Consider the following 12,651-nt stretch of genomic DNA (forward strand, 5'->3'; position numbering starts at 1 on the left):
GCTCGAAGTCGATCGAGCGCACGCGCCGTCCGGGCGGGGAGCCGTGTGAAGAGTGAAAACGTCAGCTGCCGAAGGGAATCGACGCGCTGCCGTCACCGCTTCCGGACGGAAGCAGACCCACCTGCATGATCTGCGGCTGGTCGATCACCGGGTGGGTGATGTCGAGCAGGCTCACGCAACCGCCGATCACGCCGTAGATCCCCGTCGGGATGTCGTTGACGGTGTTGGTGACGGTCGCGCCGGGGAGCGCACCGAACAGGCTCAGCACGTTCGACACGTTCGGGTACACGACCACACCCGCGTCGAGCAGCTTGGTCGGATCGGAGACCACCGCCGGCACGTCCTTCGCGTTGACCACGAACGCCTGGCACCCGGTGAGACTGAGCAGCGGGTTCGGGTTGGTCAGCTTCATGGTGATGCTGTTGCCGGTGGACGTCGCCACGACGGTGGGCGGCGCGATGGTCGCGGCAGATGCCGTCGCGGGCATCGCCATCGCCACCACGGCGGCCGTCGCCGCCGTCACGGCCATGCCGCCGGCGATCCTCTTCACACTGCTCCTGGTACTGCTCTGCATGTCGAACCTTTCGTTTGGTCACGCGTCTGGCCGGCGGCCACGACCGTCGGCATGGGGCCGGCGGCGCAACAGCCGACAGAACGGTATTGGCCGCTGTCGACCTGATCGACCGCATTCGGCCGATCGTTAGCAATTCAAGATCAACCCGTGGCTGCCGGGGGTGAGACCGCATCGAATTCGAGGCCTATCGTTCGGGGCATGAGTCTGCCCGCCACCGGAAACGATGCCTCCCCGTCCGCGCCCGAGGACGAGAGCACGCTGACCGTGCTGCTCGCGTTCGGGGCGAACCTCGCCATCGCCCTGGCCAAGTCGGTTGCCGCGGCGCTGACCGGGTCCGCCTCGATGGTCGCCGAGGCAACCCACTCGTGGGCCGACACCGGAAACGAGGTGCTGCTGCTCATCGCGAACCGCCGGTCCCGGCGCCGCCCCGACCCCGCGCATCCCCTCGGGTACGGGCGCGAGGCCTACGTCTGGTCGATGTTCGCGGCGCTGGCGCTGTTCGCACTCGGCGCGGGGGTCTCGATCACGCACGGTATCCAGGAACTGTTTCACGCGGAACCTGCCACCGACTTCGGAGTCGCCTACGCGGTTCTGGGAATTTCCTTTGTGCTGGAAGCCGTTTCCTTCAACCAGGCGTTCCGGCAGGTCCGCGCGGAGGCCGCGGACGTAGATCGCGACCTGCTCGAGCACGCACTGAAGACGTCCGATCCCACCGTTCGGGCCGTCTTCGCCGAGGACGCCGCCGCCCTGATCGGCCTCGTGATCGCCTTCGCCGGCGTGCTGCTGCACCAGCTCACCGGATCCCCCGTCCCCGACGCGATCGGATCCATCGCGGTCGGCGTCCTGCTTGGGGTCATCGCCGTCGTCCTGATCGACCGCAACCGCCGATTCCTCGTCGGCGAGGAGGCCGCGCCGCAGCTGCAGACCGCCGGGCTGAACACCCTGCTGGCGTTGCCCGAGGTGGATCGGGTGACCATGCTGCGGATGGAGTACCTCGGACCGCGCCAGGTGTACCTCGTCGCGAGCGTCGACCTGACCGGCGATCTCGCCGAGCACACCGTCGCCGACATCCTGCGTTCGCTCGAGACCCGGCTCGAGGCGCACCGGCACATCCTCAAGGCCGTGGTGACGCTGTCCACCCGCGACGAACCCAGCCTCACCCCGTAGCCCGCGAACGGGTCGAGGGACGTCAGATGTACATCGCCGGGTCGATGTAGGACGTCGGGTCCACCAACTGCTCGTGCTGCTTGCCGCTGCGGTGCCGAATGGTCGCGGGAATGCCGGTCGCGATGGAGTCCACCGGGACGTCACGGGTGACGACGGCGTTCGCGCCGACCGCGCTGTCGTCGCCGATCGTGATCGGTCCGAGCACCTTGGCGCCCGCGCCGATCGTCACCCGGTTGCCGACGGTCGGGTGCCGCTTCGTCTTCGCCAGCGACCTACCACCGAGCGTGACGCCGTGATAGAGCATCACGTCGTCACCGATCTCGGTGGTCTCACCGATCACCACACCCATGCCGTGGTCGATGAAGAAGCGCCGGCCGATGGTCGCACCGGGATGGATCTCGATGCCGGTGAGGAACCGGGTGAACTGCGCGAGCACCCGCGCCGGGCCGCGCAGCGCGGGCACAGCCCACATGCGATGCGCGACCCGGTGCGACCAGATGGCGTGCAGCCCCGAATAGACGACGGCGTTCTCGATGTTGCTGCGCGCAGCCGGATCGTGACCGCGCGCGGCCTGCAGATCCTCTCGAATCGTGCGCAGCAAGCCCACGACGCTCAGTCCCGGATGTGTTCGAAGAGCGGGGTGGAGATGTACCGCTCGCCGAAGTCGGGAACCACCACGACGATCAGCTTCCCGGCGTTCTCCGGGCGCTTCGCCAGCTGCAGCGCGCCCCACACGTTCGCGCCCGCGGAGATTCCGCCGAGGATGCCCTCGTCGGTGCCGAGGTCACGGGCGGTGCGGATCGCGTCGTCGAGCTCGACGTCGATGATCTCGTCGTAGATGTCGCGGTCGAGGATCTCGGGGACGAAGTTCGCGCCGAGGCCCTGGATCTTGTGCGGGCCGGGCTGGCCGCCGGTGAGGATCGGCGAGTCCGCGGGCTCGACGCCGACGATCTTCACGTCGGGCTTGCGCTCGCGCAGGAGCCGGCCGACGCCGGTGAGGGTGCCGCCGGTGCCGATACCCGCGACGAAGATGTCGACCGCGCCGTCGGTGTCGGCCCAGACCTCTTCGCCGGTGGTGGCCTGGTGGATGGCCGGGTTGGCCGGGTTCGCGAACTGGCGCGCCAGGACGGCGTTCTCGGTCTGGGCGACGATCTCCTCGGCCTTCTTCACCGCGCCGGCCATGCCCTCGGCACCCGGGGTGAGCACGATCTCGGCGCCGTACGCGCGCAGCATGACCCGGCGCTCGGTCGACATCGTCTCCGGCATCGTGAGGATGACCTTGTAGCCGCGAGCCGCCGCGACCATGGCCAGCGCGATACCGGTGTTGCCGGAGGTGCCCTCGACGATGGTGCCGCCGGGCTTCAGCGCACCCTCGGCCTCGGCCGCGTCGATGATCGCCACGCCAATCCGGTCCTTGACGCTGTTGGCGGGGTTGTAGAACTCGAGCTTGGCGACGACCTGGGCCTGCGCCCCGTCGGTGACCCGGTTCAGCCGCACCAGCGGCGTCCGGCCGACCAGTTCGGTGACGTTCTCGTAGATCTGGCTCATCGCTGATCCTCTCCCCGGCCGCGCGGGTCCCGGGTGTCGCTGTCTGTGTGTTTATTGCACCACTGCGCCCGTGTCCCCCCGAAACCGGACTCCCGAAAACGGGCGAGGGGAACCATCAACCAGTTGGACCGATTGATGGTTCCCCTCACCCGAAAGCTGCGGACTAGCCCAGGCGCTGCTTGAGCGCCTCGAACTCGTCGCGGATGCCCGAGGGCACCTTCTCGCCGAGGAACTCGAACCACTCGGTGATGAGCGGGAGTTCCTGCTTCCACTCCTCGACGTTCACCGCCAGCGCCTCGTCCACGTCGGCGGCGGCCACGTCGAGACCGGTCAGCTCCAGGTCCGCGGCGGTCGGAACGAAACCGATCGGGGTGGTCTGCGCGCCCACCTTGTGCTCGATGCGGTCGACGATCCACTTGAGCACGCGGGAGTTCTCACCGAAGCCGGGCCACAGGAAGCGACCGTCGTCGCCGCGACGGAACCAGTTGACATAGAAGATCTTCGGCAGCTTCTCCGAGTCGGCGTTCTTGCCGAGGGTGATCCAGTGGTTGATGTAGTCACCGGCGTTGTAGCCGATGAACGGGATCATCGCCATCGGGTCGCGGCGGACGGTGCCGACCGCTCCCTCGGCCGCGGCGGTCTGCTCGGACGACAGCGTCGCGCCGAGGAAGGTGCCGTGCTGCCAGTCGAAGGACTCGCTGACCAGCGGGACCGTCGTCTTGCGGCGGCCACCGAACAGGATCGCCGAGATCGGCACGCCCTGCGGGTCGTCCCACTCTGGGGCGAGGATCGGGCACTGCGACATCGGGGTGCAGTAGCGCGAGTTCGGGTGGGCGGCGGGCGTCCCGGACTCGGGGGTCCAGTCGTTGCCCTTCCAGTCGATGAGGTGGTCGGGCTTGTCCTCCAGGCCCTCCCACCACACGTCGCCGTCGTCGGTGAGACCGACGTTGGTGTACAGGGTGTTGCCTGCCTCGACGGTCTTCATCGCGTTCGGGTTGGAGCCGTGGTTGGTGCCCGGCGCGACACCGAAGAACCCGAACTCCGGGTTCACCGCGTACAGGCGGCCGTCCTCGCCGAAGCGCATCCACGCGATGTCGTCACCGAGGGTCTCGGCACGCCAGCCCGGGATGGTCGGCTGGATCATCGCGAGGTTGGTCTTGCCGCACGCCGACGGGAACGCGGCCGCGACGTAGTAGTTCTTGTTCTCCGGCGAGATCAGCTTGAGGATGAGCATGTGCTCGGCCAGCCAGCCCTCGTCGTGGGCCATCGCCGACGCGATGCGCAGCGAGTAGCACTTCTTGCCCAGCAGCGCGTTTCCGCCGTAGCCGGAGCCGTAGGACCAGATCTCGCGGTCCTCGGGGAAGTGGGTGATGTACTTGGTGTCGTTGCACGGCCACGGCACGTCGGCCTGGCCGTCGGCCAGCGGGGCACCCACCGAGTGCAGCGCCTTCACGAACGGCTTGTCGGTGCCCAGCTTGTCCAGGGCGGCCTGGCCCATGCGGGTCATGATGCGCATGGACACGACGACGTACTCGGAGTCGGTGAGCTCGACGCCCAGCTTCGGGTCGTCGGCACCGAGCGGACCCATGCAGAACGGCACCACGTACATGGTCCGGCCGCGCATCGAGCCGCGGTAGAGCCCGGTCATCAGCGACCGCATCTCCGCCGGGTCCATCCAGTTGTTGGTGGGGCCGGCGTCGATCTCTTCGCGCGAGCAGATGTAGGTGCGGGACTCGACGCGCGCCACATCGGACGGGTCGGAGTTTCCGAGGAAGGAGTTCGGCTTCTTCTCGTCGTTCAGGCGGGTGAAGGTGCCTGCCTCGACCAGCTTGGCGGTCAGACGGTCCCATTCCTCGTCGGAACCGTCCGCGAACACGACTCGATCGGGCTGCGTGAGCTCGGCTACCTCGCGGACCCAGGCGAGCAGCTCGCCATGCGAGGTAGGCGCGTCAGTACCGTTCAGACCTGGAATGGTCGCTGAGGTCATCAAACTCTCCCTGGGTGTGCCGGAATCGAATCGACCGCACGCCCGAAGAGGCATGCGGTGGAGCCGATTGCTCCCTCTCGGCGGGGTGCTACCCGCTGCTCGACCGCCGCGTGCGAGTGGTTGCACACGGTGGCGGACGACACGGGTGCCGGGTGTCCTGCTAAGAGGTTAACTCCGCCCGTCCCGGATCTGGGAATCGGGTCTGGTCAGATGCCTCACAGGAACGATTCAGCCACCGGCGTCGCACTCCCCCCGCATGGCGGAAAACGTGGGATCCGTGTCATTGACGCCACCGACCTGTCGACCGACGATCGAGACGTGCCCCTCCGACATGTCGTGATTCTCACGTTCGACGGCGTCCAGGCCCTCGACGCCGTCGGCCCGCACGAGATCTTCACCTCCGCCCACCGGGTGCTCGCGCACGCCGGATCCCGCGACGGCTACCGGGTCGACGTGGTGGCCGGCCGCGCGGGACGGGTCGCCACCGAGAGCGGACTCGGCCTGCACGCGATCGGACTCGACGACCTGGACGCCACCGACCCGGACCTTCTGGTCGTTCCGGGTGGCGACGGTGTGCATCGGGCCGCGGACGATCCGCGACTGGTCGACTGGCTGGGCAGCGCCCGTCCCCGGCGCCTGGCCACGGTGTGTACCGGCGCCTTCCTCGCGGCCGCGGCCGGCCTGCTCGACGGCAGGCGGGTGACGACGCACTGGGCACACGCGGGCGAACTCGCCGCCCGATATCCCCGACTGACCGTCGACCCGGAACCGGTCTACATCCAGGACGGCCCCGTCTGGTCCTCCGCCGGGGTGACCGCGGGGATGGACCTGTCACTGGCCCTCGTGCGCAAGGACGTCGGCGTGCAGACCGCGCAAACGGTGGCCCGCTGGCTGGTGATGTTCCTGCACCGCCCGGGCAACCAGTCGCAGTTCGCGGCCCCGGTCTGGATTCAACGGGCCCGGGACGACGCGGTCCGCGCCGCCCAGGACCGGATCGACGGCAGTCCGGGCGGCGATCACCGGGTCGGCGTCCTCGCCGATGCCGCGTCCATGAGCGAACGCCACTTCCAGCGCCGCTTCGTCGAACAGGTCGGGATGACGCCAGGCCGCTACGTCGCCGAGATTCGCGTCGAGGCCGCGCGGCGGGCACTCGAGGAGTCGACCGACCCGATCCGGGCGATCGCGGCGCGCACCGGATTCGGCACCGCCGAGTCGATGCGCCGCGCGTTCCTCAGGCGTCTCGGCAGTCCACCCGACCACTACCGCCGCACCTTCGGTCACATTCCCACGGAAGAAGAGGTCCAGTCATGACCAGCGTCGCCGTCGCCCTGTTCCCGCGCTTCACCGCACTCGATGCGATCGGCCCGTACGAAGTGCTCCAACGCGTGCCCTCGATCGACGTGACGTTCGTCGGTGCGACCCGCACCCCGGTTCGCTCGGAGAACGGTTTCCTCGGCATCGAGGTGGATGCGACCTTCGACGAGATGCCGGATCCCGACGTCCTCGTGTTCCCCGGCGGTATCGGGACCCGGGACCTGCTGACCGACGGACCGACCCTCGACTGGGTGCGCGGCGCCCACGCCACCTCCCGGTTCACCACCTCCGTGTGCACCGGTTCGCTGGTCCTCGGTGCCGCCGGACTGCTCGACGGACTCACCGCCACCAGCCACTGGGCGGCGCTCGACCTCCTGGCGTCGTTCGGCGCGCAACCGACCGATCAGCGGGTCGTCGAGCACCTGGACCGGCGCATCCTCACGGCGGCCGGGGTGTCGAGCGGCATCGACATGGCACTGCGCCTGGTCGAACTGCTCGTCGACCGGACCGCGGCGGAGGCCGCGCAACTGTGGATCGAGTACGACCCGCAGCCGCCCTTCGACGCGGGTTCGCCGCGACGGGCGTCCGACGAGGTCAAGGCGCGGGCAGCGGAGTACGCGGCCGCCCGGGCCTGACCGAAGACCCCGCCGGCGGTGACGATTCGTTCATCGTCACCGCCGGCGGTGTCAGTGCTCGTGCGTACTAGCTGCCGTTCTGCAGAACCCGGGTGATCGTGTCGCCGAGAACGTCGGACACCGAGCCGGTGGAGCTGAGCTGGCCGTCCGCCGAGCCGAGGCCCGCCAGGTCCAGGCTGCCGGTGGTGACCTCGCCCGGGTTCGGGACGCGGACGGTGAAGCAGGCGGTCAGGTTCGGCATCTCGTTGGAGACGCCGACGGTGCCGGCCACGCCGACGCCGCCGCTGGTGATCTGCGAGCCGATCGAGGCGTTGCTCGGGATCTTGTAGGTCATCTTCAGGGTGACCGGGTTCGAGGAGTTGACGAACCAGCCGGTGTCGGTGACCTTCCAGCCGTTGCCGTTCTGGGTGGGGGTCACCACGGACTCGTGCTGGCCGGTCGGGATGCCGACCTGGTACGCGGTGACCGTGGCCTTGACCGGCGCGCCGAAGCCGGCGGGCGGGATGTCGTTGATGGTGTTGACGTACGGATTGCCGATGCCGGTGGTGGAGACCACGGTGGTGTAGGTGATCTCGGTGCCCGCGGACGCCTGGACGGCGGAGACGGTCTTGGAGTAGTTGTGCGTGATGCCCCAGGTGCTGATGTCGTTCTTGCTCGCCTGGCTGCTCTGGTTGCAGGTGCCGGCCGCGCTGGCCGTGCCGGCGCCGAGGCCGACGCCGACGGTCACACCGGCCACGACGAGGGCACCGGAGGCGGCGGCCGCAGCAACGCGAGCCATCGAGGATCGGGACATGTAGATCTCCGTTCGATCAAATACAGGCCCCGCGGTCGCTCGTGCGGAAGCCCTGTGCAGAGGTTTCGATGTGTGTGACACAACCACACACGCGAACCTTTATACGGACAAGCGTCCAACTCCTCTCGGTTTTCGGGAATTTCGATGCTGATGAACGACAGCCGAGCTGCTCTGCCGATACGGATCGGGGCTTCCTAGAGCCGACCGTGGTCGGTGCGCTCCCACCGCAGCGCCCCGTCGGGATCCCGGTGGGCCTCCCACGCGGCGTACTCGCCGTCCCGCTCGACCGTGGTGACGTGGTCGGCGAACCCGTCCCCGTCCAGGTCCGACGCGATCGCGACACCCGCCTCACCGGCGACGCTGCGGGACTCGAGGATTCCGTCCCCGTCCAGGTCCACGGTCGGGTCGTGCACCGCGAACTCGCCGACGTCCGCACCCATCGGGTGGTCACCGAGGTCGTGCGCACCGAGCAACAGGTCGTCGGAAATGAACATCGCGGCTCCTTCCGCTGGGGACCGGCCGGATCCGGACCGGTCGCTCAGAGGCTTTGACGCGCCCCGCCCGGCACCGGTTCCGCACGACCCGCGCCCAGGTATCGGTCGAGCACGGCGAGGTCGCGTTCGCACGCGGCCAACCGTCCCGACGTCCGGGCCACGCACTCGCGCAGCTGCAGGTCCAGCGCGGCGAGCCGGTCGTCCGCCTCGGCCACCCGCCGCCGATGCGCGGCGAGCAGCGCGTCGGCGACGCGCGCCTCGGTGTCCACGAGCCGCCCCAGCGCCCGCTGCTCGAGCACCGCCCGCACCTGTGCGAGCGTCTCGGTCGTCCATTGCCGCAGGTGGTTGCGATCGGCGACCTGCCCACGCGCTCGGGTCAGCCACCAGGCCGCGGCCCCACCGATCAGGAGGGCGACGGGAATGCTCGCCAGGTTGAGCGCGGGCACCGCCCCGATCGGTGACATCACCAGCCGGCCGAGGCCCAGCCCCGCGGACGCGCCGACCAGGATCGTCATCCGGTCCTCCGCACCTCGGTGGCGGGGCTCCGGACCGTCCACCGCCGGGGGTGTGCGGTTCGGCGCCCCGACCGCCGCCTCCGCTGGGCCCACCACCTGCGCACCGATCCCGTCCAGGCGATCACCCGCCGCCTCGTCCAGGTCCGCGGTCAGCCCGACCACCTGTTCCCGCAACCAGTCCGGGAACCGGGTCAGCCCGGACCGGTCGGCGCGGTCGATCCGCGACCGCGCGGTCGCCGACAGCGCACGCACCCGGTCGCCGACGTCGTGCACCAGGTCGACCCGCGCCAGCGCGGTCAGCCGGCGCAGGGTCGCGGCGGACTCGGTCCGGACGCCGTCACGGGCGGCGATCAGCTCGGCCCGCTGCGCGCGCAGCGCGGCGGCGTCCTCGTCGCCCCGGAGGGCGGTCGCGGCGGACCGGACCCGTTCCCGGGCCCGATCCGCGGCCGCCCGCCGGCGCTCGTGGGTCGGGCCCTGCGTGCGGGTCCGATCCCTGCCGAGCGCCGCGCCGAGCTCGTCGAGCAGCCCTGACAGGGATTCGTCGCCGTGGCCGGAGATCGGGTGGATCACGGCGCCGACGAACCGGGGCGCGTGCTCGGCGAGCAGTGCCTCGTCACGCTCGCGTACCGACTCCCAGCCGCGGTGCACGTCGATCCCGGTGAGCGCGAACGACACCGACCACGCCTCCGCGGTGCCCGACCGCAGCAGGTCCAGTTCCTCGCGGCCGAGCGGACCAGACGCGTCGAGGACCATCAGCACGACCGCGGCGCAGGGATCGGGGTGCTCGGCGAACCGCAGCCCCGGTGCGGCGAACCGCAGCCGCGCGGCGAGCTCACCCCCGCCGGCGCCGGACAGTCCGAGCACGGACACGCTCGGATGCCGGTCCACCGGTTCGGGGCGGTCGAGGCCGACCGACAGGTCGGGACACCACCGCCGCAGCACCCCGGCGAGTTCGGCGGGCGGCGCGGCCGAGTCCTCACCCATCGCGACCCCAGGACCGGACGGCGTCGCGCTGGAGGGTGACGGCCGCACGCATGGCCCGGGCGTCCCGCGTCGACGCCATCCGTTCGCGCCAGTCGAGGGCGCGGCGCAGCGCCTGCTGTCGGCTCTCGTCTGCGGGCACCGGTTCGCCGGTCGCGACTGCGGCGAGCCGGACTCCCTCGTCTCCGGCCAGGTAGGCCTCGATCGGATCGCGCAGGGCCGCGGTGCCCGAACGCGACCGCAGCTCGGTGAGCAGCGTGGCGGACCGCTGCGCGCGTATCGCCGCGACCCGGGCCGCGAACGCATCCCGGACCGCGTCCAGTCCGGTGATGTCGCCGACCGGCGCGACCGCAAGGCACGACGTCCCGAGCTCCTCGGCGCAGCGGTCCGCGGCCCCCGCGGGATCGCGGAGCGTGTCCGCCTTGCCCAGCACGACCTGCGCCCGCTCCCCCGCCGAGCGCAGGGCCGCCCGGTCCGCGGACCGCGGCGGGTCCAGGACCACCAGCACCACGACGTCCGCGGTGAGGTCCGGGTCGCGTTCACCCGGCACGTCCCAGGAGTCCGTCTCCTCGACGACCGCGCCCGGCACCGGACCGAGCGCCGCGACGAGCGCGGACTTCCCGACTCCGGACCGCCCGGTGACCTCGACGCGGACCACGTCGTCGACGTGTCGGGCTGCCCGACCGATCGTCGCCGCGGCCGCGCGATCGGCCTCACCCAGGCCCTGCAGCAGTCGGTCCATGCTCGTAGACGGCATCGCGTCTCAACCCCCAGAACGAACGCATCGAAAAGATGCACAGAGAAGTACGGAGAAGTCGGCGCGCCCTCCCCGGCGCGTCCGGTAACGATGATCGCACGCACCGCACGTCGTCACACCGGGAACGCGACCGCGCGACGAGATCGGGCGAGCACCGGAATCTATGCACGAAGATGCAGGTCGAGGCAATTCCGACGGTCCGAACAGGTGGCCGTGCCCGCCCGTCCGCGTCGCCTCGGTTGCGCGGTCTCCCAGGAAACTCTCAAGTTCCCCTTAAGGCCCAGCTGCCGGAAACTGGTCGCATGCGTGACAATGGTCCGGTGAATGACGCCGAACCCCGGGTGGCTGGAGCCGCCGAACAGGGCTCCCGCCTGTACCCCCGGGTCACCAGTTTCCGATCGCGCCGCGGCGCTCTGACCGACCCCCAGCAGCAGACGTGGGATCGACTGTGGCCGGTGATCGGAGCCGACGTGTCGGACGAACCGCTCGACACCGCGGCGTGGTTCGGCAGACAGGCCCCGACCATCGTCGAGATCGGCTGCGGTACCGGTACCGCGACCACCGCGATGGCGAAGGCGGAGCCGCACGTGAACCTGCTGGCGGTCGAGGTGTACCGCCCGGGGCTGGCACAGCTGCTGCAGGCCGTCGAGCGGGAGTCGATCCCGAACATCCGGGTGCTGCGCGGCGACGCGATGGACGTACTGGAGAACATGCTGGCGCCGGCATCGCTGACGGGGGCCCGCGTCTTCTTCCCCGACCCCTGGCCCAAGGCCCGCCACCACAAGCGCAGGCTGCTGCAGGCCCCGACGTTCGCGCTGATCGCGGACCGGCTGATGCCCGGCGGCGTGCTGCACGTGGCCACCGACCACGCGGAGTACGCCGAGTGGATCGCCGAGACGGGCGACGCAGAACCCCGGTTGAAGCGCCTGGACTGGGACGAACTCGCGGCAGGCGGCATCGAGTCGCCGATGACCCACGAGCGCCCGGTCACCAAGTTCGAGGACAAGGCGCATCGCGTCGGCCGTCCGATCACCGAACTGATCTGGGGAAAGGTCGAACGATGAGCGTCAGCGAATTACCGGACACCAGCACGGCGGTGGGATCGAACTCACCCGGCAGCGACTCCAGTGAGGTGCGCCACCCCAGGCGGGTGCTGCTGGTGTGGGACGCGCCGAACCTCGACATGGGGCTCGGCGCCATCCTCGGTGGCCGTCCGACCGCCGCCTACCGGCCACGATTCGACGCACTCGGCCGATGGCTGCTCGGCCGCACCGCCGAACTGTCGGGGACCAGCGCGGTACGTCTCGAACCTGAGGCGACGGTGTTCACGAACATCGCTCCGGGCAGCGCCGACGTCGTCCGCCCCTGGGTCGAGGCCTTGCGTAATGTGGGTTTCGCGGTGTTCGCCAAGCCGAAGATCGATGAGGACAGCGATGTCGACGCCGACATGCTCGACCACATCGCCCTCCGTGCGCGCGACGGGGGCCTGGCGGGCATCATGGTCGCCTCCGCCGACGGGCAGGCTTTTCGCGAGCCGTTGGAGGACATCGCAGCAACCGGCGTCCCAGTTCAAGTTCTCGGCTTCCGCGAACACGCGAGCTGGGCGGTCGCCTCGGAGATCCTCGAGTTCGTAGACCTCGAGGACATCCCCGGGGTGTTCCGCGAGCCGCTGCCGCGGGTCAGCCTCGACTCGCTGCCCGACGAGGGTGCCTGGTTGCAGCCGTTCAGACCGCTGTCAGCCCTGCTCATCGGGCGTCAAGGAGTTCAATAGTGTTCGCCACCTGGGGCCGACTCGTCTACCGCCTCCGATTCACCGTGATCGGTGTGATGGTCGCGTTGATGCTCGGTCTCGGGGCGTACGGCCTCGGTCTGGAAAACAACCTGAG

At 70.0% G+C, this 12,651-nt stretch carries 13 protein-coding genes; 5 read left to right on the plus strand and 8 right to left on the minus strand.

Going from position 1 to position 12,651, the window contains the following annotated elements; all coding sequences use genetic code 11:
• Nucleotides 1-61: 61 nt before the first annotated feature.
• A complete protein-coding gene (locus tag ACFXGJ_RS21215; protein WP_378624320.1) occupies nucleotides 62-574 on the minus strand; it encodes a hypothetical protein in 513 nt (170 codons plus the stop codon).
• 198 nt (nucleotides 575-772) lie between these two features.
• Here ACFXGJ_RS21215 and ACFXGJ_RS21220 point away from each other — a divergent pair, with 198 nt between their 5' ends.
• Nucleotides 773-1,741, plus strand: a complete 969-nt coding sequence (locus tag ACFXGJ_RS21220; protein ID WP_378624325.1) for a cation diffusion facilitator family transporter — start codon at nucleotides 773-775, stop codon at nucleotides 1,739-1,741.
• Between the two features lie 22 nt (nucleotides 1,742-1,763).
• Here the strand turns inward: ACFXGJ_RS21220 and epsC are convergent, their stop codons facing one another.
• The 3 genes from epsC to ACFXGJ_RS21235 all read right to left on the minus strand — a co-directional run bounded on the left by epsC (nucleotide 1,764) and on the right by ACFXGJ_RS21235 (nucleotide 5,276).
• Entirely contained in the window at nucleotides 1,764-2,348 is a 585-nt protein-coding gene (epsC, locus tag ACFXGJ_RS21225; RefSeq protein WP_378624328.1) for a serine O-acetyltransferase EpsC, read from the minus strand.
• A 5-nt stretch (nucleotides 2,349-2,353) separates the two neighbouring features.
• The gene (gene cysK / locus ACFXGJ_RS21230; RefSeq protein ID WP_378624331.1) at nucleotides 2,354-3,289 is read right to left on the minus strand and encodes a cysteine synthase A; all 936 of its coding nucleotides are present in this window, start codon (nucleotides 3,287-3,289) and stop codon (nucleotides 2,354-2,356) included.
• Between the two features lie 163 nt (nucleotides 3,290-3,452).
• Nucleotides 3,453-5,276: a phosphoenolpyruvate carboxykinase (GTP) gene (locus ACFXGJ_RS21235; RefSeq protein ID WP_378624334.1), complete on the minus strand. Its 1,824-nt coding sequence runs from the start codon at nucleotides 5,274-5,276 to the stop codon at nucleotides 3,453-3,455.
• A gap of 318 nt (nucleotides 5,277-5,594) precedes the next feature.
• Here ACFXGJ_RS21235 and ACFXGJ_RS21240 point away from each other — a divergent pair, with 318 nt between their 5' ends.
• Together ACFXGJ_RS21240 and ACFXGJ_RS21245 are read left to right on the plus strand one after the other, a co-directional pair.
• On the plus strand, nucleotides 5,595-6,587 hold the full coding sequence (locus tag ACFXGJ_RS21240; RefSeq protein WP_378624337.1) for a GlxA family transcriptional regulator: 993 nt from the start codon (nucleotides 5,595-5,597) through the stop codon (nucleotides 6,585-6,587).
• Nucleotides 6,584-7,225, plus strand: a complete 642-nt coding sequence (locus ACFXGJ_RS21245; RefSeq protein WP_378624340.1) for a DJ-1/PfpI family protein — start codon at nucleotides 6,584-6,586, stop codon at nucleotides 7,223-7,225. Before ACFXGJ_RS21240 ends, ACFXGJ_RS21245 begins: the two co-directional genes overlap by 4 nt.
• A 67-nt stretch (nucleotides 7,226-7,292) precedes the next feature.
• On the opposite strand, the gene ACFXGJ_RS21250 is transcribed toward ACFXGJ_RS21245, so the two are convergent.
• From ACFXGJ_RS21250 to ACFXGJ_RS21265, 4 genes are all read right to left on the minus strand, one after another.
• Nucleotides 7,293-8,018 carry a hypothetical protein gene (locus tag ACFXGJ_RS21250; protein ID WP_378624342.1) on the minus strand — a complete coding sequence of 242 codons (726 nt, stop codon included), beginning with the start codon at nucleotides 8,016-8,018 and terminating at the stop codon, nucleotides 7,293-7,295.
• Nucleotides 8,019-8,212: 194 nt separating this feature from the next.
• Nucleotides 8,213-8,512: a DUF6802 family protein gene (locus ACFXGJ_RS21255; RefSeq protein ID WP_378624345.1), complete on the minus strand. Its 300-nt coding sequence runs from the start codon at nucleotides 8,510-8,512 to the stop codon at nucleotides 8,213-8,215.
• Between the two features lie 44 nt (nucleotides 8,513-8,556).
• A complete protein-coding gene (locus tag ACFXGJ_RS21260; RefSeq protein ID WP_378624348.1) occupies nucleotides 8,557-10,011 on the minus strand; it encodes a hypothetical protein in 1,455 nt (484 codons plus the stop codon).
• On the minus strand, nucleotides 10,004-10,750 hold the full coding sequence (locus ACFXGJ_RS21265) for a hypothetical protein (protein WP_378624350.1): 747 nt from the start codon (nucleotides 10,748-10,750) through the stop codon (nucleotides 10,004-10,006). Before ACFXGJ_RS21265 ends, ACFXGJ_RS21260 begins: the two co-directional genes overlap by 8 nt.
• A 299-nt stretch (nucleotides 10,751-11,049) precedes the next feature.
• On the opposite strand from ACFXGJ_RS21265, the gene trmB reads away from it, so the two are divergent.
• Complete coding sequence (gene trmB, locus ACFXGJ_RS21270; protein ID WP_378624360.1) at nucleotides 11,050-11,829, plus strand: tRNA (guanosine(46)-N7)-methyltransferase TrmB; 780 nt, start codon at nucleotides 11,050-11,052, stop codon at nucleotides 11,827-11,829.
• A complete protein-coding gene (locus ACFXGJ_RS21275) occupies nucleotides 11,826-12,536 on the plus strand; it encodes an NYN domain-containing protein (RefSeq protein ID WP_378624353.1) in 711 nt (236 codons plus the stop codon). The genes trmB and ACFXGJ_RS21275 overlap by 4 nt, the downstream gene beginning before the upstream one ends.
• Nucleotides 12,537-12,651 lie beyond the last annotated feature (115 nt).

Source organism: Rhodococcus sp. NPDC059234, from assembly GCF_042754225.1.
Lineage (GTDB): Bacteria > Actinomycetota > Actinomycetes > Mycobacteriales > Mycobacteriaceae > Rhodococcus_G.